Here is a 20,604-nt window from a genome sequence, read left to right on the forward strand (position 1 = left end):
TCGGATCGGGTGCCGGCTCAGATCAGGTACTGGCTCAGACCGCGCGGGATGTACGCCCCGTCGCCCTTCGTGCCGACGTAGGAGCCGTCGTCGACGACGACCCTGCCGCGGGAGATCACCGTGTCGACGTGGCCGTCGATCTCGAAGCCCTCCCAGGCGGAGTAGTCCATGTTCATGTGGTGGCTGCGGCCCTCGCCGATCCCGATCGAGGTGTGCCCGCTCGGGTCGTAGACGACGACGTCGCCGTCGGCCCCGGGCTGGATGACGCCCTTCCTCCCGTACATCCCGAACATCCGCGCCGGGGTGGTCGAGGTGAGCTCGACCCAGCGCGGCAGGGAGATCTGCCCCGACACCACGCCCTGGTACATCAGGTCCATCCGGTGCTCCACCGAGCCGATGCCGTTGGGGATCTTCGAGAAGTCGCCGATCCCCATGTCCTTCTGGCCCTTCATGCAGAAGGGGCAGTGATCGGTCGAGACCATCTGGATGTCGTTGGTGCGGAGCGACTGCCACATGTGGTGCTGATGCCCCTCCGCCTTCGAGCGCAGCGGCGTGGAGCACACCCACTTCGCGCCCTCGAAGCCCGGCGCGCCGAGCTGCTCCTCGAGCGAGAGGTAGAGGTACTGCGGGCAGGTCTCCCCGAAGACGTTCATGCCGCGGTCGCGGGCCTGGGCGATCTGCTCCACCGCCTGCTTCGCGGAGACGTGCACCACGTACAGCGGCGCGCCGGTGAGGTCGGCGATCATGATCGCCCGGTGCGTCGCCTCCTCCTCCGCCTGCCAGGGGCGAGAGGTGCCGTGGAAGTACGGCGCGGTGGTCCCGGCGGCGAGGGTCTGCTTCACCAGTTCGTCGATGAGGGCGCCGTTCTCGGCGTGCATCATCATCATCGCGCCGTTCTCCGCGCCCTTCTGGAACGCCCGGAGGATCTGCCCGTCGTCCGAGAGGAACACGCCCTTGTAGGCCATGAACAGCTTGAAGCTGGTCACCCCCTCGCGCATCAGCTCGTCCATCGCGACGAGCGAGGAGTCCTGCACGTCCGAGAGGATCTGGTGGAAGCCGTAGTCGATCGCGCAGTTGCCGGCCGCCTTCTCCTGCCACGCCTGGAACCGGTCGACGACGCTCTCGCCCGAGTACTGCACCACGAAGTCGACGATCGACGTCGTGCCGCCCCAGGCCGCGGCGCGCGTGCCGGTCTCGAAGGTGTCCGAGGCGGAGGTGCCGCCGAACGGCATCTCCATGTGCGTGTGCGCGTCGATCCCGCCCGGGATGACGTACTTGCCGCGCGCGTCGATCACCCGGTCGACGTGGGCCGCCAGGTCGAAGCCCAGCAGCGTGGAGCCGGGGGCGAGGACGGCGGCGATGGTCTCGCCGTCGATCAGGACGTCTGCTGCTCCGGTGCCGGTCGCGTTGACGACCGTCCCGCCGGTGATGAGGGTCTTCATCGGTCTTCCCCGTCTCGGTCTGCGGTCACGGCTTCGGGATGCTGGTGTACGACTCCGGCCGGCGGTCCCGGTAGAACTGCCAGTCGTCGCGCATCTCCTGCACCATGTCCATCTCGAGGTCGCGGATCAGGATCTCCTCGGCCTCGCCCGAGCCCCGCTCCCCGACGAACTCCCCCCGCGGATCGATGATCTGGCTGGTGCCGTAGAAGTCGACCGCGAGGTCGCCGTACTCGTTGTCCTCCCGGCCGACGCGGTTGGGCTGCAGCACGAAGTAGCCGTTCGCCACCGCGGCCGCCGGGCCCTCGACCTCCCAGAGGCGGTTCGACAGGCCGGGCTTGGTGGCGTTGGGGTTGAAGACGAGGTGGGCGCCGTTCAGGCCCAGCTCCCGCCAGCCCTCCGGGAAGTGGCGGTCGTAGCAGATGTGGACGCCGACCTTGCCGACCGCGGTGTCGAAGACCGGGAAGCCGAGGTTCCCGGGCCGGAAGTAGAACTTCTCCCAGAAGCGGTCCAGGTGCGGGATGTGGTGCTTGCGGTACTTGCCGAGGATCGTCCCGTCGGCGTCGACCACGACCGCGGTGTTGTAGTAGACGCCGGTCTGCTCCTCCTCGTAGATCGGGAGGATCATCACCACGCCCAGCTCCTTCGCGAGGGCCGCGAAGCGCTGCACGATCGGCCCGTCGGCGGGCTCGGCGTAGCGGTAGTACTTCTTGTCCTGGGTGATGCCGAAGTACGGGCCGTAGAACAGCTCCTGGAAGCAGACGATCTGCGCGCCGTCGGCTGCGGCGTCCCGGGCCATCCGCTCGTGCTTGTCGAGCATCGACTCCTTGTCGCCGGTCCAGGTCGTCTGGGTGATCGCTGCGCGGACGATGGTCATCGGTACCTCCATGCTCGGGCGTCCCTGTCCGGCTCCGGTGTGCTCCGCCGGGCGGTGCGGAGCCGGGGACGTGGACCCACTGTGGTCCCCGCCGGGCCCGAAGGCAATGACGGACCGTCCGGCTCCGGGGACAGGGCTTCATCGTCGGGGTTCGACGTTTCCCCGGTGTTTCCGGCGCGGATCCGCAGCATTAAGGCTCGCCGGGGGAGGAATCCGTCGGTGCCGCTAGCGTGGGCGGATGCGCATCACGATCCTGGCCGGAGGCGTCGGCGGCGCCCGCTTCACCTCGGCGGTCCGCGAGCACCTCCGCGATCTCGAGGCCGCCGGCGGCGAGGCGAGCGAGATCACCGTCGTCGTCAACACCGGCGACGACATGTGGCTCACCGGCCTCAAGGTCTGCCCCGACCTCGACTCGATCACCTACGCGCTCGGCGGAGTGAACGACACGGAGCGCGGCTGGGGGCGGGCCGGCGAGAGCGAGCGGGTCTCGGCCGAGCTCACCGCCTTCGGCGTCGGCTGGCCGTGGTTCACCCTGGGCGACCTCGACCTCGGCACCCACATCGCCCGCAGCTCGATGCTGCGCGACGGCCTCACCCTCTCGGAGGCGACCGCGCGGATCACCGCCCGCTGGCCGCTGGGGGTCCGCCTGCTGCCGATGTCGGACCAGGACGTCGAGACCCACGTCGAGGTCGACCTTCCCGGCGAGGGCGTGCGGCTCCTCCACTTCGAGGAGTGGTGGGTGCGGCTTCGGGCGTCAGCGCCCGCGCGCCGCTTCGTCCAGCAGGGGGTGGAGAGCGCCCGCCCCGCCCCGGGCGTGCTGGAGGCGATCGCCGACACCGACGCGGTGCTCGTCGCCCCCTCCAATCCCGTCGTCTCGATCGGCACGATCCTCGGAGTGCCCGGGATCGCGGACGCCCTCCGCCGGACCTCCGCACCCGTCGTGGGCGTCTCCCCCGTCATCGGAGGCGCGGTGGTGCGCGGCATGGCCGACGCCTGCCTCGCCGCGATCGGCGTCGAGACCTCCGCCGAGGCCGTCGGCCGGCACTACGGAGCCCGGAGCGGGGGCGGCCTCCTCGACGCCTGGCTCGTCGGCGAGGAGGACGCGGACGCGGTCCCGGCGCTCGAGTCGGCGGGGCTCCGCGCCCGCTCCGTGCCGCTCTGGCTGACCGGCCGGGACGCCTCCGTGCGGCTCGCCGCCGACGCTCTCGCCGCCGCGAGGGGCTGAGCGGAGCCTCCTCCCGGGGCCGCGGACCGCGTGTCGCAGCGCGGTTGCGGTCACGCCTCCCACGGGGCGCCCCGTTCCCTTGTACGGTCGGAGGCGGACGAACTCCCCGATTCACCCCCGCACCGGACCCGGAATCCCTCGGTCGCGCCCCCGGACCGCGTCCTCACCACGTCTCCGAGCCCTGCGGAACCGCGTGCCGTCCCGTCAGGAGGAAACCATGGAGCGCAGCTCGAGGATCAGCACCGAGCGGATCGAGCCCGACATCGTGGTGATCCGCCCCGTCGGCCGGCTCGACCTGTCCACGGCGTGGGAGCTCGAAGCGGTCCTCCAGCGTGCGCTCGAGGCGGGAGAGGTCCGCGTGGTCGTCGACCTGGCGGCCGTCGAGTTCCTCGACTCGTCCGGGCTCGGCGTCCTCGTCGCCGGACTCAAGGAGGCGCGGAAGGCGGGCGGCGAGCTGCGCGTGGCCGCCGCCGGCGAGCAGCCCGCCATGGTGCTCGGCCTGTCCAACCTCGACCGCCTGCTCGGGAGCGCCGAGACCGTCGAGGAGGCCTACCGTGCCTGAGCGCTCCTTCGTCGTGCGCACGCCGCCCGAGGACGGCGTCACCGCCGTCCACGAGGCGCTCGAGGAGCTGTGGCTCGAGGAGCCGGGCGTCGCGCCGGTCGACCGGATGTCGTTCGAGACCGCGCTGGTCGAGCTGACCTCGAACATCGTCCAGCACGCCCGGTCGTACCGGCACATCATCTGCCTGGTCGAGATCCGCGTCGACGCGACCGAGCTGCGCGCCTCGCTCAACGACTCCGCCGAGGAGGCGCCCGCCGAGGTCGCCGACCCCCGCGACATGCCGGACGAGTGGGACGAGGCAGGCCGCGGGATCCCGTTCATCCACGCCCTCGTCACCGAGTTCTCCTACCGCCGTGTCGACGGGCAGAACCTCTGGGCACTCGCCCGGACCCGCACGTGAGCGAGCCGACCGAGCGCGCCCGCCTCGCCGCGATCGCCGAGCTCGGGATCGGCCTGAGCACCCCCCAGGAGCGCTTCGACAGGATCACCCGCATCGCCCGCCGGCTCCTGCGCGTCCCCCTCGCCGAGATCAACATCCTCGAGGAGTCGACGCAGTTCACGAAGTCGCCCCAGCGCTCGGCGCGGGCGAGCAGGATGCTGCGCGCCGACTCGATGTGCGACGTCACGGTCCAGCAGGGCGACATCCTCGTCGTCGAGGACGCCACCGCCGATCCGCGGTTCGCCGACCGCGGAGTCGTCACCGGATCCCCTCACGTGCGCTTCTACGCGGGCCGCCCGCTCGTCGTCGGGGACGGCCTCCGCGTCGGCACGATCTGCATCATCGACAGCGAGGTGCGCGGCTTCTCGGAGGAGGAGCGCGAGATCCTCGAGGACCTCGGCCGGTGGGCCGAGCGGGAGCTGCGCGAGATCGCCTTCTCCGGACGCGCGAGCGACACGCAGGAGCGGCTCCGGCCCCAGCGCCTCGACCTCGGCGAGTGGAGCCTCGACTCGCTGACCACGCCGCTGCACGACGTCGCCGGCGACTACACGGCGTGGCGCCGCAGCGGAGACGACCTCTCCCTCGAGCTGGTCGACGTGATGGGCAAGGGGGTCTCGGCGGCGATCGTCGCCTCCGCGATCCGCTCCGCGTTCCAGGCGCGGCCGGAGCTCCCTCCCGCGGCAGCCGTCGAGGCCGTCAACCGCCAGCTCCTGCCCGACCTGACCGCGACCGGGATGTTCGCGACCGCGCTGATCGCCCGGGTCGACCTCGCGAGCGGCGCCGTCGCGTTCGTGGACAGCGGCCACGGCCTCACCCTCCTGCTGCGCGCCGACGGCACCTCGGAGCGGCTCGCCTCCACCGGCGTCCCGCTCGGCATCGCCGCCGACGTCTCCTGGGAGGAGGAGCAGCGCGTGCTCGCCCCCGGCGACGCGCTCTTCTCCTGCAGCGACGGCCTGCTCGACGTCTTCGGCGGGCGCCTCGACGCGCTCGACCGTCTCGCCGAGCTGGTGCGGAGCAACGACGACCCCGCTCTCTTCGAGCGTCTGCACGCTCTCGCAGACGACGCGCACGACGATGTGACAGCGTTGGTGCTGCGGCGCTCCGCAGCGCCCGCCCCCTCCTGATCCTGATCGAAAGGACCTCCCCCATGCCTGGTGCACTCGTCCTCGCCGGCGGCGGCCTCGCCGGAATCGCCTGGGAGCTCGGCGTCCTCCGCGGCCTCGCCGACGCCTCCCCCGAGGCGGCCCGCCTCCTGCTCGATCCGTCGACGACCTTCATCGGCACCTCCGCGGGCTCCGCGGTCGCCGCGCAGCTGAGCACCGGCACCGGCCTCGACGAGTCGTACGAGGCCCAGCTCCAGGAGGAGTCCGCCGAGATCGGAGCGGACGTCGACGGTGAGCGCCTCCAGGCCCTCTTCGCCGCGGCCGTCGAGGGCGCGACCTCGCCCCAGGACGCGCGGCGCCGCATCGGCACCCTCGCGCTCGAGGCCGAGACGCTCCCCGAGGACACGCGCCGGGCCGTCATCTCGGCCCGCGTGGGCGACGCCGACTGGCCCGAGCAGCGTCTGCTCATCACCGCGGTCGACACGGCCACCGGTGAGCTGCGCGTGTTCGACCGCGAGAGTGGTGTCGGCCTCGTCGACGCGATCTCCGCCAGCTGCGCCGTCCCCGGGGTCTGGCCTCCCGTCAGCATCGACGGCGTCCGCTACATGGACGGCGGCGTGCGCTCCGGCAGCAACGCCGACCTCGCCGCGGGAGCCGATTGGGTCCTGATCGTCACTCCGCTGCCGGGAGTCGGCACGCCCGGCGCGGGCCTGATCCCGACCGGCGAGCTCGACGCCCTCGCGGACTCGCGGGTCGAGGTGCTCTACGCCGACGAGGAGTCGGTGCGCGCCTTCGGCCCGAACTCGCTCGACCCGGCCGTCCGCGCCGCCTCCGCCCGCGCCGGACGTGCTCAGGGCGCCCGGCTCGCCTCGCGGATCGCCGCGCTGGTCGGCGCCGAGTAGCCGGTCTCAGCGCCGCACGCTGTAGCGCGTGAAGACCGTGCCGTCGGCGAAGCGGTGCTCCTCGCGCAGGTCGAGGCGCGCGTGGAACCCGCACGGGAGGAAGTGGGTCCCGCCGCCCACCGCCACCGGCACCGTGTAGACCTGCACCTCGTCGACGATCCCGGCGAGCAGCGCGTGCCGGGCGAGGGTCGGCCCGCCGATCGAGACGTCGTGGTCGGCGGCCCTTACCTGCGCGGCGACGACGACCGGGTCGAACCCGCCCTCGACGCGGGTGCGGCGGGTCTCGGCCGACTCCAGTGTCGTCGAGTACACGACCTTGTCGGCCGCCCGCCACATCTCCTGGAAGTCGCGGATGAACGCGAACTCCGCCGCGAGGGCCCAGGTCTGCTCCCACGCGCGCATGACCTCGTACATGCGCCGCCCGTACAGGTACGTGCGCACCCGCCCCTCGCGCTCCGTGATGAAGCGGTGCACGGCGGGTCGCGGCTCCGCCCAGGCGAATCCGCCGTCCGCGTCGTTCACGTAGCCGTCGAGCGACGCGATCGAGCTGTAGATGAGCGCGCCCACGTCGGCCTCTCTCCGTGGCCGGCTTCGGGACCGCCCACGGGCGCGACCGTAGGCCTCCCGCCTCCGTCCGGCAATGTCCGCCGGGTCCTCTGGCGCGGATCGACGGGTCGCCGCTGCTCCTGGTGGCGCTCCCGGCGGTCGGCGCCCCCTCCCGGACCGCGTACCGTGGTCGTGCCGCAGGGAGCGGCCGTGAAGGGTTCGGGATGAAGATCAGCCAGCTGCGCCACTTCGTGGCGGTCGCCGAGGAGCTGCACTTCGTGCGCGCCGCCGAGCGCCTCGGTATCTCGCGGCAGAAGCTCGACTCCTCCGTCGCCGCCGTCGAGCTCGACCTCGGCAAGCCGCTCTTCGAGCCCGGTGCCGCCGCCACGACCCTCACCGCGGCCGGGCGGCAGCGCCTCGCCTCGGCCCGCGAGGAGCTCGCCGCGCTCGGCGACGAGCCGGAGGCGGCCCCGAAGTCGGGAGGCAAGGCCAAGGCCTCCAAGGGGACCGGGCGCGCGCCGATCGTCAAGGGCCAGCCCAAGCCCTATAAGCGCCGCCAGTCCCGCTGACGCGCAGTGTCCGATCGCCGGACGTGGTGGGCCCTACCGGGCTCGAACCGATGACATCCACGGTGTAAACGTGGCGCTCTACCAACTGAGCTAAAGGCCCCCGTCGCGGTCTCACCCGCGGACGATCGACTCGATCCTACGGCAGGCGGAGCGGCCCCCTGCGGGCACTAGCCTCGGCACATGACCGCCGACAGCGACTCCCGGGCGAGGCGGCGCGCCGAGAGCCGCTGGCCCGCCTCCGCCGCGATCCTGGTGGCCGTCGCACTGAACGTGGCCGGCCACAGCGCCGACACCTCGGTGGTCCGCCTCGTCGCCGCCGGCATCACTCTCGCGCTGCTCGTGCCGCTGTTCGTCGTCAACCCCCACCGGCTCGACAGCGAGACGCGCTGGTCGCGCGGGGTCTCCATCGCCCTGGCGGTCGTGCTCGCCGTGGCGAACCAGGTCAACGTGGTCGCCGTGGTGATCGACCTCGTCGACGGGACGGCCGACGGCCCGCCGCTGCTGCTCACCGCGCTCCAGGTCTGGGTCACCAACGTCGTCGCGTACGCGCTGCTGTTCTGGGAGCTCGACCGCGGCGGTCCGGTCGCCCGCGGAACGCTCCCCCGCACCGAGCTGCCGGCGGCCGACTTCGCCTTCCCGCAGGACACCTACCGCGACACCGCGCCCGAGGTCGCCGCGACCTCCTCCGAGCGCGCCGACTGGCGGCCCGGATTCGTCGACTACCTCGCGGTCTCGACGACGAACACCATGGCGTTCAGCCCGACCGACACGATGCCGCTGTCGAGCCGGATGAAGCTCCTGATGATCGCCGAGGCGTTCACCGGATTCGTCCTGCTGGCCCTCGTGATCTCGCGGGCCGTCAACATCCTCAGCTGACGACCGGGGCGGTCCGCCTCCGGAGGGTCAGACGCGCGCGGGGGCGAGCGCGTCGATCGCGGCGCGGTAGGCGTCGATCGAGCGCGGCTCGCCCGGGGCGGTCATGAACGTGTCCCGGATGACGCCGGCCTTGTCGATGAGGAAGGTCGCGCGGGTCGCGTAGCCCTTCGCCTCGGTGAACACGCCGTACTGCTTGGCGACGTCGCCGTGCGGCCAGAAGTCGGAGAGGAGCGTGAAGTCGTAGCCCTGCTTCTCGCCCCAGGCGCGCAGCGTGTGCTTGGAGTCGACCGAGATGCCGATCAGCTCCACGTCGGCGTGCTCGAAGAGGGAGAGGTTCTCGCGCAGCGCGCAGAACTCGCCCGTGCAGGTGCCGGAGAAGGCGAGGGGGAAGAACACGAGGGCGACGTTGCGCCGCCCGTGGAAGTCGCCCAGCTGGATGCGCTCGCCGTACTGGTTCGCGAGTTCGAAGTCGGGAGCCAGGGTCAGCTTCTCGAGAGCCATCGGTCCGATGTCCTTCCGTGCGCACGAGAGTCGCGCGAGCACGAGGGGCAATGCTAGACCCGCTCCGCGCAGACTCCAAGGAACAGCCCGTCTCCCCCGATCGCGGGCCGGTCGGAGCGTCCCGTCTGGCGCTCTCCTACAGTCGCCGGCGCCCATCCGTCGTGGATCGCCACAGTGCGGTTCCAGGTTCGGGGCACGGGAATCGCTAGGCTGACGGAGGTGCCCGCGCGCGGCTCGTCATCCGAGCCCCGGATCCGCGGATCCGCACCGCTTCATGAGAGTGATGTCTCGGGCACGATCTGCCCCCAGAGAGAGGTCGAGGGTGACTGTTAACGATCAGGACCCGTATTCCGTCGGTCACGTGGACTCGGACCCCGAGGAAACGTCGGAGTGGAACGAGTCGCTCGATGCGCTCGTCGAGGAGCGGGGCCGGGGTCGCGGGCGCGACGTCATGCTCAGCCTCCTCAAGCGCTCCAAGGAGCTCCACCTCGGCGTGCCGATGGTGCCCACCACGGACTACATCAACACCATCGCGCCCGAGAACGAGCCCGACTTCCCGGGCGACGAGGACGTCGAGCGCCGCTACCGCGCGTGGATCCGCTGGAACGCGGCCATCCTCGTGCACCGCGCGCAGCGTCCCGGCATCGGGGTCGGCGGCCACATCTCGACGTACGCGTCGAGCGCCTCGCTGTACGAGGTCGGCTTCAACCACTTCTTCCGCGGCCAGGACCACCCGGGCGGCGGCGACCAGGTCTTCATCCAGGGCCACGCCTCCCCCGGCCCGTACGCGCGCGCCTTCCTCGAGGGACGCCTGAGCGAGCACCAGCTCGACGGCTTCCGCCAGGAGAAGTCGCACCGGGGCGGCGGGCTCTCCAGCTACCCGCACCCGCGGCTCATGCCGGAGTTCTGGCAGTTCCCGACCGTGTCGATGGGCCTCGGCCCGATCAACGCGATCTACCAGGCGCAGGCGAACAAGTACCTCACCAACCGCGGCATCAAGGACGCCTCCGACCAGCAGGTCTGGGCGTTCCTCGGCGACGGCGAGATGGACGAGGTCGAGTCGCGCGGTCAGCTCCAGGTCGCCGCGAACGACGGCCTCGACAACCTGAACTTCATCGTCAACTGCAATCTCCAGCGCCTCGACGGACCCGTCCGCGGCAACGGCAAGATCGTGCAGGAGCTCGAGTCGTACTTCCGCGGCGCGGGCTGGAACGTCATCAAGCTCATCTGGGGCCGCGAGTGGGACGACCTGCTCGCCCGCGACACCGAGGGCGCGCTGCTCGACCTGATGAACAAGACGCCCGACGGCGACTTCCAGACCTACAAGACGGAGGACGGCGCCTACGTCCGCGAGAACTTCTTCGGCCGCGACCCGCGCGCCAAGAAGCTCGTCGAGGGCTACTCCGACGAGCAGATCTGGGGCCTGCGCCGCGGCGGCCACGACTACCGCAAGATCTACGCGGCCATGAAGGCCGCGACGGAGCACAAGGGCCAGCCCACCGTCATCCTCGCCCACACCATCAAGGGCTACGGTCTCGGCCGCAGCTTCGAGGGCCGCAACGCGACCCACCAGATGAAGAAGATGACGCTGGACAACCTCAAGTCGTTCCGCGACACCATGCGCATCCCGATCACGGACGCGCAGCTCGAGGAGAACCCCTACCTCCCGCCGTACTACCACCCCGGTCAGAACGACGAGGCGATCGAGTACCTGCAGGAGCGCCGCCGCGCGCTCGGCGGCTACCTCCCCGAGCGCCGCTCGAAGTACACGCAGCTGAACCTCCCCGAGGACTCGGCCTACGCGGTCGGCAAGAAGGGCTCCGGGACGCAGGAGATCGCCACCACCATGGCGTTCGTCCGCATCCTGAAGGACATCCTCCGCTCGAAGGACTTCGGCAACCGCGTCGTCCCGATCATCCCGGACGAGGCGCGCACCTTCGGCATGGACGCGTTCTTCCCGAACGCGAAGATCTACAACCCGCGCGGCCAGCACTACACGTCGGTCGACCGCGAGCTCCTCCTGGCCTACAAGGAGAGCCCGCAGGGTCAGATCCTCCACGTCGGCATCAACGAGGCGGGCGCCCTCGCGGCGTTCACCGCGATCGGCACCTCGTACTCGACGCAGGGCGAGCCGCTCATCCCGGTCTACGTCTTCTACTCGATGTTCGGGTTCCAGCGCACGGGCGACGCGATCTGGGCGGCCGGCGACATGATGTCGCGCGGCTTCATGATCGGCGCCACCGCAGGACGCACCACGCTGACCGGCGAGGGCCTCCAGCACGCGGACGGGCACTCCCCGATCCTCGCGGCGACCAACCCCGCCGTCGTGAGCTACGACCCGGCCTACGGGTACGAGATCGCGCACATCGTGCAGTCCGGTCTCGAGCGCATGTACGGCGGGAAGCACACCGACCCCAACGTCATGTACTACATCACGGTCTACAACGAGCCGATCGTGCAGCCGAAGGAGCCGGAGGACGTCGACGTCGAGGGCATCGTCCGCGGCATCCACCGCATCTCCTGGGGTCAGTGGGACGGGCCGAAGGCCCAGCTCCTCGCCTCGGGCGTCGCCGTGCCGTGGGCGATCGAGGCGCAGAAGCTCCTCGCCGAGGACTGGGGCGTCTCGGCGGACGTCTGGTCGGTCACCTCGTGGAACGAGCTGCGCCGCGACGGCATCAAGGCCGAGCAGCACAACTTCCTCCACCCCGAGGACGCCGAGCAGGTGCCGTACGTGACGCAGAAGCTGGCCGACGCGAAGGGCCCCTTCGTCGCCGTCTCGGACTTCTCGCACCAGGTCCCCGACCAGCTGCGCCAGTTCATCCCGGGCGACTTCGCGACGCTCGGCGCGGACGACTTCGGGTTCTCGGACACCCGTGCGGCGGCGCGGCGCTACTTCCAGATCGACGGCCCCTCGGTCGTCGTGCGGACGCTGCAGCTGCTCGCCAAGCGCGGCGAGGTCGACCCCTCGCTCGCCGTCCAGGCGATCGAGAAGTACCGCCTCCTCGACGTCAACGCCGGCACCACCGGCAACGCGGGCGGCGAGAGCTGACGGACGAGTCCGTGCTCTCGCAGGAACCCGCACCGTCGAGTGCGCGGGGTCCTGCTCCTGCGGCGGAGCGTCCGGCCACCCGGCCGGGCGCTCCCCGCACGAAGGAGCAGACCCTCGCCTGGCTGCGCACCCTCGCCGGTGAGCTCTCGACGCAGACGATCAAGCGCCTCGAGGACACGCTGCCCTGGTACGGCAGCATGCCCCCGGGTCGGCGCTCGGCGGTCGGCCTCGTCGCCCAGGCCGGCATCACCTCGTTCATCTCGTGGTTCGACGACCCGTCGGCCACGCCGTGGATCGCGGCGGACGTGTTCGGAGCCGCTCCCCGCGAGCTGCTGCGCTCCGTCTCGCTGACGCAGACGCTGCAGCTGATCAAGGTGACGGTCGAGGTCGTCGAGGACCGGATCAAGAACGGCGGGGAGGACCTCCGCGAGGCGATCCTCCTCTACTCGCGCGAGATCGCCTTCGCCGCGGCCGACGTCTACGCGCGCGCCGCCGAGGCCCGAGGCCTCTGGGACGCGCGCCTGGAGGCGCTGGTCGTCGACTCGATCCTCACGGGCGAGGCCGACGACGAGCTGCCCAGCCGGATCGCCGCCCTCGGCTGGCACGGCCACGGCGAGGTCGCCGTCCTGGTGGGCACCGCCCCCAAGATGCTCGACGTCGACCAGCTGCGCCGCACGGCCCGGCACATGGACGCCGACGTGCTGATCGGCGTGCAGGGCAGCCGGCTCGTCCTGGTCATCGGCCGCGCCGAGCCGAGCGAGAACGCCACGGAGGAGACCGGCCCGCCGGTCGCGTTCCTCGAGATCGCGGAGGCGCTCGAGCCCGGCTTCGGAACGGGCCACCTCGTCCTCGGCCACGAGGTGCCGACCCTGGTCGAGGCGTCCCGCAGCGCCCGCGCGGCCCTCGCCGGCTTCGCGGTCGCCCGCTCCTGGCGGAACGCGCCGCGACCGGTCAACGCCGACGACCTCCTTCCCGAGCGCGCCCTCGCCGGCGACCCGCTCGCCCGCCAGAGCCTCATCACGCAGATCTACCGGCCCCTGCAGAAGCACTCGACCGAGCTGCTGACCACGCTGTGGGCCTACCTCGACAACGGCCGCTCCCTCGAGGCGACCGCCCGCGAGTTGTTCGTGCACCCGAACACGGTGCGCTACCGCCTCAAGCGGGTCGCCGAGGTGATCGGCTGGGACGCGACGGGCGCCCGCGAGGCGCTCATCCTCCAGTCCGCCCTCATCCTCGGCTCCATGAGCGACCCGGACGGCGCCGTCCGCCGGAAGCCGTCCCGCCGCTGAGGCCGTCTGCTCGCCGAATCCCTCCCGCCCCTGAACACTTGTAGACCCGCGACAAGCTCTTTGTGCTTTGTCAGTGGCTCCACGCGCCGCACGTGCGAGCGCAGATCGGAAGACTGGATACCGTGATCGTCGTCGTCGCCCCGGGTCAGGGCTCCCAGACCCCCGGATTCCTCGCCCCCTGGCTCGAGATCCCCTCCGTGGCCGAGCAGGTCGCCGCGCACTCGGAGGCGGTCGGCATCGACCTCGCCGCGCACGGCACCGTCTCGGACGCGGACACCATCCGCGACACCGCGGTCGCCCAGCCCCTGATCGTCTCCGCGGGACTCGTGAGCCTCGCCGCCCTCCTCGAGGGCGGACGGCGCGAGCGCATCGCGGGCATCGCCGGCCACTCCGTCGGCGAGATCACCGCGGCTGCCGGAGCCGGGGTCCTCACCGAGGCCGACGCGCTGGTGTTCGTCCGCGAGCGCGCCCGTGCCATGGCCGCTGCGGCCGCCGCCGAACCGACCGCGATGAGCGCGGTCCTCGGCGGCGACGAGCAGGCCCTGATCGCCCGTCTCGACGAGCTCGGCCTCGAGCCGGCCAACTACAACGGCGGCGGGCAGATCGTCGTCGCCGGCGCGGTCGACGCGCTCGAGGCGCTCAAGGCGGAGCCGCTCCGCGGGACCCGCGTGATCCCCCTGCAGGTGGCCGGCGCCTTCCACACCCGCTACATGGCGCCCGCCCGCGACTCCCTCGCCGGCGTCGCCGCCGGGCTGACCCCCTCCGACCCGACGCTCCGGCTCTGGACGAACCGCGACGGGTCGGTCGTCGACTCCGGTGCCGCGTTCCTCGAGCTGCTCGTCGGCCAGGTCGCCTCCCCCGTCCGCTGGGACCTCTGCATGGCGGCCTTCGCCGACGCGGGCGTCACCGGGATCATCGAGCTGGCACCCGCCGGCGCGCTGGTCGGCCTCGCCAAGCGCGGCCTCAAGGGCGTGCCGAGCATCGCCATCACGACCCCCGACGACGTGGACGCCGCCCGCGCCTTCCTCGACGAGCACGCCGCCTAGCAGGAGAGACCCCATGACGACCCCTTCCCTCACCCAGTCCAGCGGCAGCGCCTACACCCGGATCCTCGGCATCGGCGCGGCCCGCGGCGACCTCGTCGTCCCGAACGACGACCTGATCGAGCCGATCAACTCCTCCGACGAGTGGATCCGCCAGCGCACCGGCATCATCGAGCGCCGCCGGGCCTCCGCCGACATCCACGCGGTCGACCTCGCGACCACTGCCTCCCTCGAGGCGATCGAGAAGGCGGGCATCCGCCCGGACCAGATCGGCGTCGTGCTCGTCTCCACGATCAGCAACACCGTGCAGACCCCGTCGCTGGCCGCGCTCCTCGCGGACCGCATCGGGGCGAACCCCGCCCCGGCGTACGACATCTCGGCAGCCTGCGCCGGCTACACCTACGGGATCGCCCAGGCCGATTCCTTCATCCGCTCCGGCCTGGCCGAGTACGTGCTTGTCGTCGGAGCCGAGAAGCTGTCCGAGCTGGTCAAGTCGACCGACCGCAGCATCTCCTTCCTCCTGGGCGACGGCGCGGGCGCCGCGGTCGTCGGCCCCAGCGACACCGCCGGCATCTCGAAGACCGTCTGGGGATCCGACGGCTCCAAGTGGGACACCGTCGGCATGGACAACCCGCTCGCGGCCTACCGCGACGGCACCGCTGAATGGCCCACCCTCCGCCAGGACGGCCCGTCGGTCTTCCGCTGGGCGGTCTGGGAGATGGCCAAGGTCGCCAAGCAGGCGCTCGCGGAGGCGGGCGTCCAGCCCGAGGACCTCGCCGCGTTCATCCCCCACCAGGCGAACATGCGCATCATCGACGAGCTCGCGAAGCAGCTGAAGCTCCCCGAGACCGTCGCTATCGGCCGCGACATCGAGACCACCGGCAACACCTCCGCCGCGTCGATCCCGCTCGCCACCCACCGCCTGCTCGAGGAGCACCCGGAGCTGCACGGCGGACTCGCGCTGCAGATCGGCTTCGGCGCCGGACTGGTGTTCGGCGCGCAGGTCGTGGTGCTCCCGTGACCGGCGCGACCCCACCCCTAAACTGACCTACGGTCACTGACGAACACCCGAAGAACCCCCAAGGAGAGAACCATGGCACTGTCCAACGAAGAAGTCCTCGCCGGCCTGGCCGAGCTTGTCAACGACGAGACGGGCATCGCCACCGACTCCGTCGAGATGGACAAGTCGTTCACCGACGACCTCGACATCGACTCCATCTCGATGATGACCATCGTCGTCAACGCCGAGGAGAAGTTCGACGTGAAGATCCCCGACGACGAGGTCAAGAACCTCAAGACGGTCGGCGACGCGGTCCGCTTCATCGTCAAGGCGTCCGAGTAGTCGTCGCCCGCGCACCCCGTCCTCGTGGCGGACACCCCGGCCGGCGATCGTCGGCCGGGGTGAGCCCGGCACCCACCCACACGGAACAGAGAAGCTCGTCATGACCAAGAAGATCGTCGTCACCGGAATCGGTGCCAGCACTCCCCTCGGCGGGACCGCCCGGGAGTCCTGGAACGCACTCCTCGCCGGCGAATCAGGCGTCCGCTCCCTCGAGCAGGACTGGGTCGCCCAGTACGACATCCCGGTCACCTTCGCCGCCCAGGCCAAGGTCCGCCCGGAGGAGGTGCTCTCCCGCCCCGAGGCGAAGCGCCTCGACCCCTCCAGCCAGTTCGCGCTCATCTCGGCCCGCGAGGCCTGGGCCGACTCCGGCATCACCGACGTCGACCCGCTCCGCGTGGGCGTCGACTACTCGACCGGCATCGGCGGCCTCTGGACCCTCGTCGACGCGTGGGACACCCTCCGCGAGCGCGGTCCCCGCCGGGTCCTCCCGATGACCATCCCGATGCTCATGCCCAACGCGGCCGCCGCCGCGATCAGCATGGCCATCCCCTCCCGCGCCTACGCCCGCACCGACGTGTCGGCCTGCGCCTCCAGCACCGAGGCCCTCGCGAACGCCTACGAGCACATGCAGCTCGGCCTCGCCGACGTGGTCGTCGCCGGCGGCACGGAGTCGGTCGTCCACCCGCTCCCGATCGCCGCCTTCGCGTCGATGCAGGCCCTCTCGCGCCGCAACGACGACCCGGCGACCGCCTCGCGCCCCTACGACGTCTCCCGCGACGGCTTCGTCCTCGGAGAAGGCGCCGCGACGCTCATCCTCGAGACCGAGGAGCACGCCCTCGCCCGCGGAGCCCGCATCTACGCGGAGCTCGCCGGCGGCGCCGTCACCAGCGACTCGTACCACATCACGGCGCCGGACCCCGAGGGCTCCGCCGCCGCCCGCGCCATGATCGGCGCCCTCGAGCAGGCCGGAGCCGCGCTCACCGACGTCACCCACGTCAACGCCCACGCGACGAGCACCCCGGTCGGCGACATCGCCGAGTACCGCGCCCTGCTGCGCGTCTTCGGCGACCACCTCCCGAACATCGCCGTCTCCGCGACCAAGGCGTCCACCGGCCACCTCCTCGGCGGCACCGGCGCGCTCGAGGCCATCTTCACCGTGCTCGCCCTCCACGAGCGCACCGCACCCCCCACCATCAACCTCTTCGAGCAGGACCCCCAGATCCCCCTCGACGTCGTCACCAGCCCCCGCGCCCTCGGCGACGGACCGCTGGTCGCCATCTCGAACTCGTTCGGGTTCGGGGGGCACAATGCTGTTGCCGCTTTCCGGACGGTGTAGCGGGGCGTAGCCCCGCTACACCGTGCGGTAAGCGGGCTGCGCCGCTCCTTGCGCGGCGCAGGCGCGTCCGCTGGGGAGGGGGGCGGGGTTCCCGAGGGCCGGTGCGGTGCGGCGACGGTGATCCGCTGGAACGCGGATCCCCGGATACGCCTCGTGCCGCGAGGGAGCTGCGCCGCCGTCTGGTGCGGGCTGGTGAGCACGCCGTGCTGGTGGGGAGCGCGGGCTTCGCCGCGGCTCGGGTCGGATGATCGGATCAACGAAGCTGTCCGGGTGGGAGCGCGGGCTTCGCCGCGACTCGCGTCGGATACTCCGATCGCGGAAGCTGTCCGGGTGGGAGCGCGGGCTTCGCCGCGACTCGGGTAGAAAGCTTCGGTTCAAGCAGCTGTGCTCGAGGGGAGCGCGGGCTTCGCCGCGACTCGGGTCGGATGCTCGGATCAGGGCGGCTTCGCTCGTGGGGAGCGTGCGACTCGCCAATACTCGGACCGTCGGTGTCGTGCGCGACAGAGGTGCGGGCGGCTCCGCGAGTCTTCCGACGCCCTCCGCCGGAACGCGGTGCTCCGCCGACCGTCTGGTCGACGTGCCAGCGAGCGGCAACCGCGAGGTGACGACGCGGCTTCGAGGCGGACCTCTGCCGGAACGGGGGGTCCGCTGGCCGCCTGGTTCAGGGAGGCGGGAGCGAGCGGTCCCCGCGAGGCGTATCCGCCGATCCGCGTGCCAGCGGATCGGCGTCGCCGGACGCCGGCCGCTCCACGGAACCCGACCACCCGACCGAGCCGACTGCGCGACGCCGCGCGAGGAGCGGCGTCGAATGAGCTCAGCCGACCCCGTGCATCCAGACGACGGGGGCGAAGTCGCCGCCGTAGCGGAAGGGCTCGAGCTCGTCCTCCCAGGCCTGGCCGAGGGCGAGGCGCAGCTCGCGGTGCAGCTCGATGGGATCGGCGCCGGCGAGCTCCATGGCGGAGCGGATGCGGTCCTCGGGCACGACGGTGTTGCCCGCGCTGTCGGTCTGGGCGTAGAAGATGCCGAGCTCGGGCGTGTGCATCCAGCGGCCGCCGTCGACGCCGGGAGAGGGCTCCTCGGTGACCTCGTAGCGGACGTCGGCCCAGCCGCGGAGAGCGGACGCGATGACGGCACCGGTTCCGACCGGGCCCTCCCAAGCGAACTCGGCGCGCAGTGTGCTGCGGAGCACGGGCTGCTCGATCCAGGCGAAGTTCACGGCACGACCAAGGGCGCGACCTGTCCCCCACTCGAGGTGGGGGCAGAGCGCGCGGGGGGCGGAGTGCACGAAGAGCACACCCCGAGTCTGCTGCGCCACCATGGTGTCCTCCGTTCGTCCCGGTGCGTCTTCCCCAACGACCCGGACCACGGAACACTCTGCGGTGCGCCTTCTTCGATTATGACGGTGGACGTGCCACCACGCCCGATCATGCAGGAGCGGCGGACCTCCGTCAAGGCGGCTCGCCGCGCCTGCTCGACCGGCCGTGGGCGGCTCCTGCCTATACTCGGGTCGTCCGCGCCGCCGGACGCCGCACACCGCCAGACGCCCGCCGGGAGGAGCACCGTGTCCGTCCGCGACGGCCTGCTCGCCCTGCTCACGCTCGGCCCCGCCTACGGCCTCCAGCTGCACGCCGAGCTCCTCGACCGTGCCGCGCACCGGCCCCGGGTCAACGTCGGCCAGATCTACTCGACGCTCGAGCGCCTGCGCGAGCGGGGCCTCGTCGTCTCGGCCGGGTCCACCGACGACGGCCTCCCCCTGCACGCGCTCACCGACGATGGCCGCGCGGAGGCGGCCGCCTGGCTGACGGGTGACGGAGCGTCCCCGGAGGAGGACTGGGACGACGTCCTCGACCGGGTGCTGCTGGCCTCGAGCATGTCCGGCGCCGACCTCGCCGCCGTCCTCGACGCGTACGAGAGCTCGCTGCCCGCCACCGCCGACGAGCAGGCGGAGGAGGAGGACGCGCACCCGCAGCGCCGCCTCGCCGCGATCGCCGCCCGCGTGCGGGAGGAGGCCCTGCGGCGCCTCCTCGAGGCGGCCCGCGACGAGCTCACGGGCGACGGGCCGGGACGGGGCGTCCGCGGATACGCTCTCGAGCGTCCCCGCCGGGGCCGTCGAGCCTCGAGCTAGGACGAGACAGGCGCGGGTGCCGTCGCCTAGGGTGGTTCGCATGTCCCGCACCCCCCTCGGTCTCCGCGTCCCCTCCCGGGCGCGCCGGCGCCTCGTCGCCGCCGGAGCGGGCACGGTCCTCGTCCTGTGCGCCGCCCTCGCCGCCCCGCTCTCCGCGTCCGCCGCCTACGACCCGTCCGACTACCCCTCGTGGTCCGATGTCGAGGCCGCGAAGTCGAGCGAGAGCGCCACCGCCGCCGAGGTCGACCGCATCACCGCCTTCCTCGCCGACCTGCGCGACCAGGCCGCCGCCCTCACCGACGCCGCCATCAGCCGGGCCGCCGAGGCGGACGCCGCGCAGAGCGCTCTCGACGAGGCGACCCAGCGCGTGAGCGCCCTGGAGGAGCGCGCCTCCGCCGCCCGCTCGGACGCCGACGCAGCGAAGGAGCAGGCCGGCCGTCTCGCCGCGCAGCTCTACCGCAACGGCGGGACCGATGCGACGCTCAACCTCCTCATCGGCGGCGACGAGTCGAGCGAGCTGCTCTACCGCCTCGGCACCATGACGCAGCTCACCCAGCAGACCAGCCGGCTCCAGACCGCGGCGCAGTCGACCGAGAACCAGGCCGTCTCCCTCGCCGCGCAGGCCGAGCAGGCCCGGGGCGAGCGCGTCTCCCTCGCCACCGCCGCGGCCGACGCGCTCTCGGCCGCCCGCTCCGCGCAGGCCGAGGCCGACGCCAAGGTCGCCGACCAGGAGAAGTACAGCCAGGAGCTCTACACCCAGCTCGCCTCGCTCAAGAACACCACCGCCGAGATCGAGCGGGAGTACGCCGACGGCCAGGACGCGAAGTCGGCCTTCGAGGAGCAGCAGCGCCTCTCCCGCCTCGCCGCCGAGGCCGAGGCCGCCCGCCAGCGCGCCGCGTCGGCTCCCGCCGCGGCCGCTGCTCCGGCAGCGCCCTCCAACAGCGGAGGTGGCGGAGGCGGCCCGGTCGAACTCGGCGACGACGACCCGACCGGCGCGCGCAACAGCTCCGCCAAGACCATCGCCGCCCTCGGCACCTACGCCGGACGCACGGACGGCCTCTCCCCCGCGCAGGCCCAGGCCTATGCCCGGACCGCCGTCGGCCGCTTCGGCTGGGGCGCCGACCAGGTCGACCGGTGCCTCATCCCGCTGTGGAACGGCGAGTCGGGGTGGCGCTGGAACGCGCTGAACCGCTCCTCCGGCGCCTACGGCATCCCGCAGGCCCTCCCGGCGAGCAAGATGGCCAACTCGGGAGCCGACTACCAGACGAACGCGGCGACGCAGGTCGACTGGGGGCTCTCGTACATCAAGAGCGCCTACGGCTCGCCCTGCAACGCGTGGTCGAGCTGGAACAACCGCTCGCCGCACTGGTACTGATCCCGC

Annotated in this window: 20 protein-coding genes and 1 tRNA gene; 15 read left to right on the top strand and 6 right to left on the bottom strand. The window is 72.0% G+C overall.

Features of this window, described 5'->3' with window-relative positions:
• Positions 1 to 17: 17 nt before the first annotated feature.
• Positions 18 to 1,442: a dihydropyrimidinase gene (gene hydA, locus C5B93_RS12405; RefSeq protein ID WP_104292591.1), complete on the bottom strand. Its 1,425-nt coding sequence runs from the start codon at positions 1,440 to 1,442 to the stop codon at positions 18 to 20.
• A 25-nt stretch (positions 1,443 to 1,467) separates the two neighbouring features.
• The gene (locus C5B93_RS12410) at positions 1,468 to 2,316 is read right to left on the bottom strand and encodes a nitrilase-related carbon-nitrogen hydrolase (RefSeq protein WP_104223476.1); all 849 of its coding nucleotides are present in this window, start codon (positions 2,314 to 2,316) and stop codon (positions 1,468 to 1,470) included.
• 238 nt (positions 2,317 to 2,554) lie between these two features.
• Between C5B93_RS12410 and cofD the strand changes: the two genes are divergently transcribed.
• From cofD to C5B93_RS12435, 5 genes are all read left to right on the top strand, one after another.
• Positions 2,555 to 3,541, top strand: a complete 987-nt coding sequence (gene cofD, locus C5B93_RS12415; protein ID WP_104234201.1) for a 2-phospho-L-lactate transferase — start codon at positions 2,555 to 2,557, stop codon at positions 3,539 to 3,541.
• Between the two features lie 217 nt (positions 3,542 to 3,758).
• Positions 3,759 to 4,103: an STAS domain-containing protein gene (locus C5B93_RS12420; protein ID WP_104292592.1), complete on the top strand. Its 345-nt coding sequence runs from the start codon at positions 3,759 to 3,761 to the stop codon at positions 4,101 to 4,103.
• Positions 4,096 to 4,503 (top strand): ATP-binding protein, encoded by a 408-nt coding sequence (locus C5B93_RS12425; protein ID WP_104223473.1) that lies wholly within the window; start codon positions 4,096 to 4,098, stop codon positions 4,501 to 4,503. Before C5B93_RS12420 ends, C5B93_RS12425 begins: the two co-directional genes overlap by 8 nt.
• A complete protein-coding gene (locus C5B93_RS12430; protein ID WP_181068394.1) occupies positions 4,500 to 5,666 on the top strand; it encodes a PP2C family protein-serine/threonine phosphatase in 1,167 nt (388 codons plus the stop codon). Before C5B93_RS12425 ends, C5B93_RS12430 begins: the two co-directional genes overlap by 4 nt.
• Before the next feature lie 23 nt (positions 5,667 to 5,689).
• Positions 5,690 to 6,547, top strand: a complete 858-nt coding sequence (locus C5B93_RS12435; RefSeq protein ID WP_104238200.1) for a patatin-like phospholipase family protein — start codon at positions 5,690 to 5,692, stop codon at positions 6,545 to 6,547.
• A 6-nt stretch (positions 6,548 to 6,553) separates the two neighbouring features.
• On the opposite strand, the gene C5B93_RS12440 is transcribed toward C5B93_RS12435, so the two are convergent.
• Positions 6,554 to 7,114: a dihydrofolate reductase family protein gene (locus C5B93_RS12440; protein WP_104292594.1), complete on the bottom strand. Its 561-nt coding sequence runs from the start codon at positions 7,112 to 7,114 to the stop codon at positions 6,554 to 6,556.
• A gap of 203 nt (positions 7,115 to 7,317) precedes the next feature.
• On the opposite strand from C5B93_RS12440, the gene C5B93_RS12445 reads away from it, so the two are divergent.
• Positions 7,318 to 7,662, top strand: a complete 345-nt coding sequence (locus tag C5B93_RS12445) for a LysR family transcriptional regulator (protein ID WP_104223469.1) — start codon at positions 7,318 to 7,320, stop codon at positions 7,660 to 7,662.
• 24 nt (positions 7,663 to 7,686) lie between these two features.
• Here the strand turns inward: C5B93_RS12445 and C5B93_RS12450 are convergent.
• Positions 7,687 to 7,762: transfer RNA gene (locus C5B93_RS12450), tRNA-Val, on the bottom strand.
• Between the two features lie 80 nt (positions 7,763 to 7,842).
• On the opposite strand from C5B93_RS12450, the gene C5B93_RS12455 reads away from it, so the two are divergent.
• Positions 7,843 to 8,538, top strand: coding sequence for a hypothetical protein (locus C5B93_RS12455; protein ID WP_104238202.1), 696 nt, complete (start codon positions 7,843 to 7,845; stop codon positions 8,536 to 8,538).
• Between the two features lie 27 nt (positions 8,539 to 8,565).
• Here the strand turns inward: C5B93_RS12455 and C5B93_RS12460 are convergent, their stop codons facing one another.
• Positions 8,566 to 9,039 carry a peroxiredoxin gene (locus C5B93_RS12460; RefSeq protein WP_104292595.1) on the bottom strand — a complete coding sequence of 158 codons (474 nt, stop codon included), beginning with the start codon at positions 9,037 to 9,039 and terminating at the stop codon, positions 8,566 to 8,568.
• A gap of 322 nt (positions 9,040 to 9,361) precedes the next feature.
• Between C5B93_RS12460 and aceE the strand changes: the two genes are divergently transcribed.
• From aceE to C5B93_RS12490, 6 genes are all read left to right on the top strand, one after another.
• Complete coding sequence (gene aceE / locus C5B93_RS12465) at positions 9,362 to 12,088, top strand: pyruvate dehydrogenase (acetyl-transferring), homodimeric type (RefSeq protein WP_104247522.1); 2,727 nt, start codon at positions 9,362 to 9,364, stop codon at positions 12,086 to 12,088.
• A 122-nt stretch (positions 12,089 to 12,210) separates the two neighbouring features.
• Positions 12,211 to 13,377: a CdaR family transcriptional regulator gene (locus C5B93_RS12470; RefSeq protein ID WP_181027189.1), complete on the top strand. Its 1,167-nt coding sequence runs from the start codon at positions 12,211 to 12,213 to the stop codon at positions 13,375 to 13,377.
• Between the two features lie 122 nt (positions 13,378 to 13,499).
• Entirely contained in the window at positions 13,500 to 14,423 is a 924-nt protein-coding gene (locus C5B93_RS12475) for an ACP S-malonyltransferase (protein ID WP_104226672.1), read from the top strand.
• 13 nt (positions 14,424 to 14,436) lie between these two features.
• The gene (locus C5B93_RS12480; RefSeq protein ID WP_104223464.1) at positions 14,437 to 15,441 is read left to right on the top strand and encodes a beta-ketoacyl-ACP synthase III; all 1,005 of its coding nucleotides are present in this window, start codon (positions 14,437 to 14,439) and stop codon (positions 15,439 to 15,441) included.
• A 72-nt stretch (positions 15,442 to 15,513) separates the two neighbouring features.
• Positions 15,514 to 15,762 carry an acyl carrier protein gene (locus C5B93_RS12485; protein WP_104223463.1) on the top strand — a complete coding sequence of 83 codons (249 nt, stop codon included), beginning with the start codon at positions 15,514 to 15,516 and terminating at the stop codon, positions 15,760 to 15,762.
• A gap of 100 nt (positions 15,763 to 15,862) precedes the next feature.
• Entirely contained in the window at positions 15,863 to 17,098 is a 1,236-nt protein-coding gene (locus C5B93_RS12490; RefSeq protein WP_104226673.1) for a beta-ketoacyl synthase, read from the top strand.
• An 814-nt stretch (positions 17,099 to 17,912) separates the two neighbouring features.
• On the opposite strand, the gene C5B93_RS12495 is transcribed toward C5B93_RS12490, so the two are convergent.
• Positions 17,913 to 18,416 (bottom strand): DUF3145 domain-containing protein, encoded by a 504-nt coding sequence (locus C5B93_RS12495; protein WP_104226674.1) that lies wholly within the window; start codon positions 18,414 to 18,416, stop codon positions 17,913 to 17,915.
• Between the two features lie 243 nt (positions 18,417 to 18,659).
• Here C5B93_RS12495 and C5B93_RS12500 point away from each other — a divergent pair, with 243 nt between their 5' ends.
• Together C5B93_RS12500 and C5B93_RS12505 are read left to right on the top strand one after the other, a co-directional pair.
• Positions 18,660 to 19,223, top strand: coding sequence for a PadR family transcriptional regulator (locus tag C5B93_RS12500; protein WP_181068395.1), 564 nt, complete (start codon positions 18,660 to 18,662; stop codon positions 19,221 to 19,223).
• A 40-nt stretch (positions 19,224 to 19,263) separates the two neighbouring features.
• The gene (locus tag C5B93_RS12505) at positions 19,264 to 20,598 is read left to right on the top strand and encodes a hypothetical protein (RefSeq protein WP_104267569.1); all 1,335 of its coding nucleotides are present in this window, start codon (positions 19,264 to 19,266) and stop codon (positions 20,596 to 20,598) included.
• Positions 20,599 to 20,604: the final 6 nt, after the last annotated feature.

Origin of the sequence: Rathayibacter sp. AY1A2, assembly GCF_002930935.1 — a bacterium.
Lineage (GTDB): Bacteria > Actinomycetota > Actinomycetes > Actinomycetales > Microbacteriaceae > Rathayibacter.

Bases quoted from the DNA above. Each gene is read 5' to 3' on its own strand.
- C5B93_RS12485 (WP_104223463.1), top strand. From the start codon at position 15,514: ATGGCACTGTCCAACGAAGAAGTCCTCGCCGGCCTGGCCGAGCTTGTC.
- C5B93_RS12455 (WP_104238202.1), top strand. From the start codon at position 7,843: ATGACCGCCGACAGCGACTCCCGGGCGAGGCGGCGCGCCGAGAGCCGC.
- hydA (WP_104292591.1), bottom strand. From the start codon at position 1,442: ATGAAGACCCTCATCACCGGCGGGACGGTCGTCAACGCGACCGGCACC.
- C5B93_RS12420 (WP_104292592.1), top strand. From the start codon at position 3,759: ATGGAGCGCAGCTCGAGGATCAGCACCGAGCGGATCGAGCCCGACATC.
- cofD (WP_104234201.1), top strand. From the start codon at position 2,555: ATGCGCATCACGATCCTGGCCGGAGGCGTCGGCGGCGCCCGCTTCACC.
- C5B93_RS12505 (WP_104267569.1), top strand. From the start codon at position 19,264: ATGTCCCGCACCCCCCTCGGTCTCCGCGTCCCCTCCCGGGCGCGCCGG.
- C5B93_RS12460 (WP_104292595.1), bottom strand. From the start codon at position 9,039: ATGGCTCTCGAGAAGCTGACCCTGGCTCCCGACTTCGAACTCGCGAAC.
- C5B93_RS12410 (WP_104223476.1), bottom strand. From the start codon at position 2,316: ATGACCATCGTCCGCGCAGCGATCACCCAGACGACCTGGACCGGCGAC.
- C5B93_RS12490 (WP_104226673.1), top strand. From the start codon at position 15,863: ATGACCAAGAAGATCGTCGTCACCGGAATCGGTGCCAGCACTCCCCTC.
- C5B93_RS12495 (WP_104226674.1), bottom strand. From the start codon at position 18,416: ATGGTGGCGCAGCAGACTCGGGGTGTGCTCTTCGTGCACTCCGCCCCC.
- C5B93_RS12480 (WP_104223464.1), top strand. From the start codon at position 14,437: ATGACGACCCCTTCCCTCACCCAGTCCAGCGGCAGCGCCTACACCCGG.
- C5B93_RS12445 (WP_104223469.1), top strand. From the start codon at position 7,318: ATGAAGATCAGCCAGCTGCGCCACTTCGTGGCGGTCGCCGAGGAGCTG.
- C5B93_RS12435 (WP_104238200.1), top strand. From the start codon at position 5,690: ATGCCTGGTGCACTCGTCCTCGCCGGCGGCGGCCTCGCCGGAATCGCC.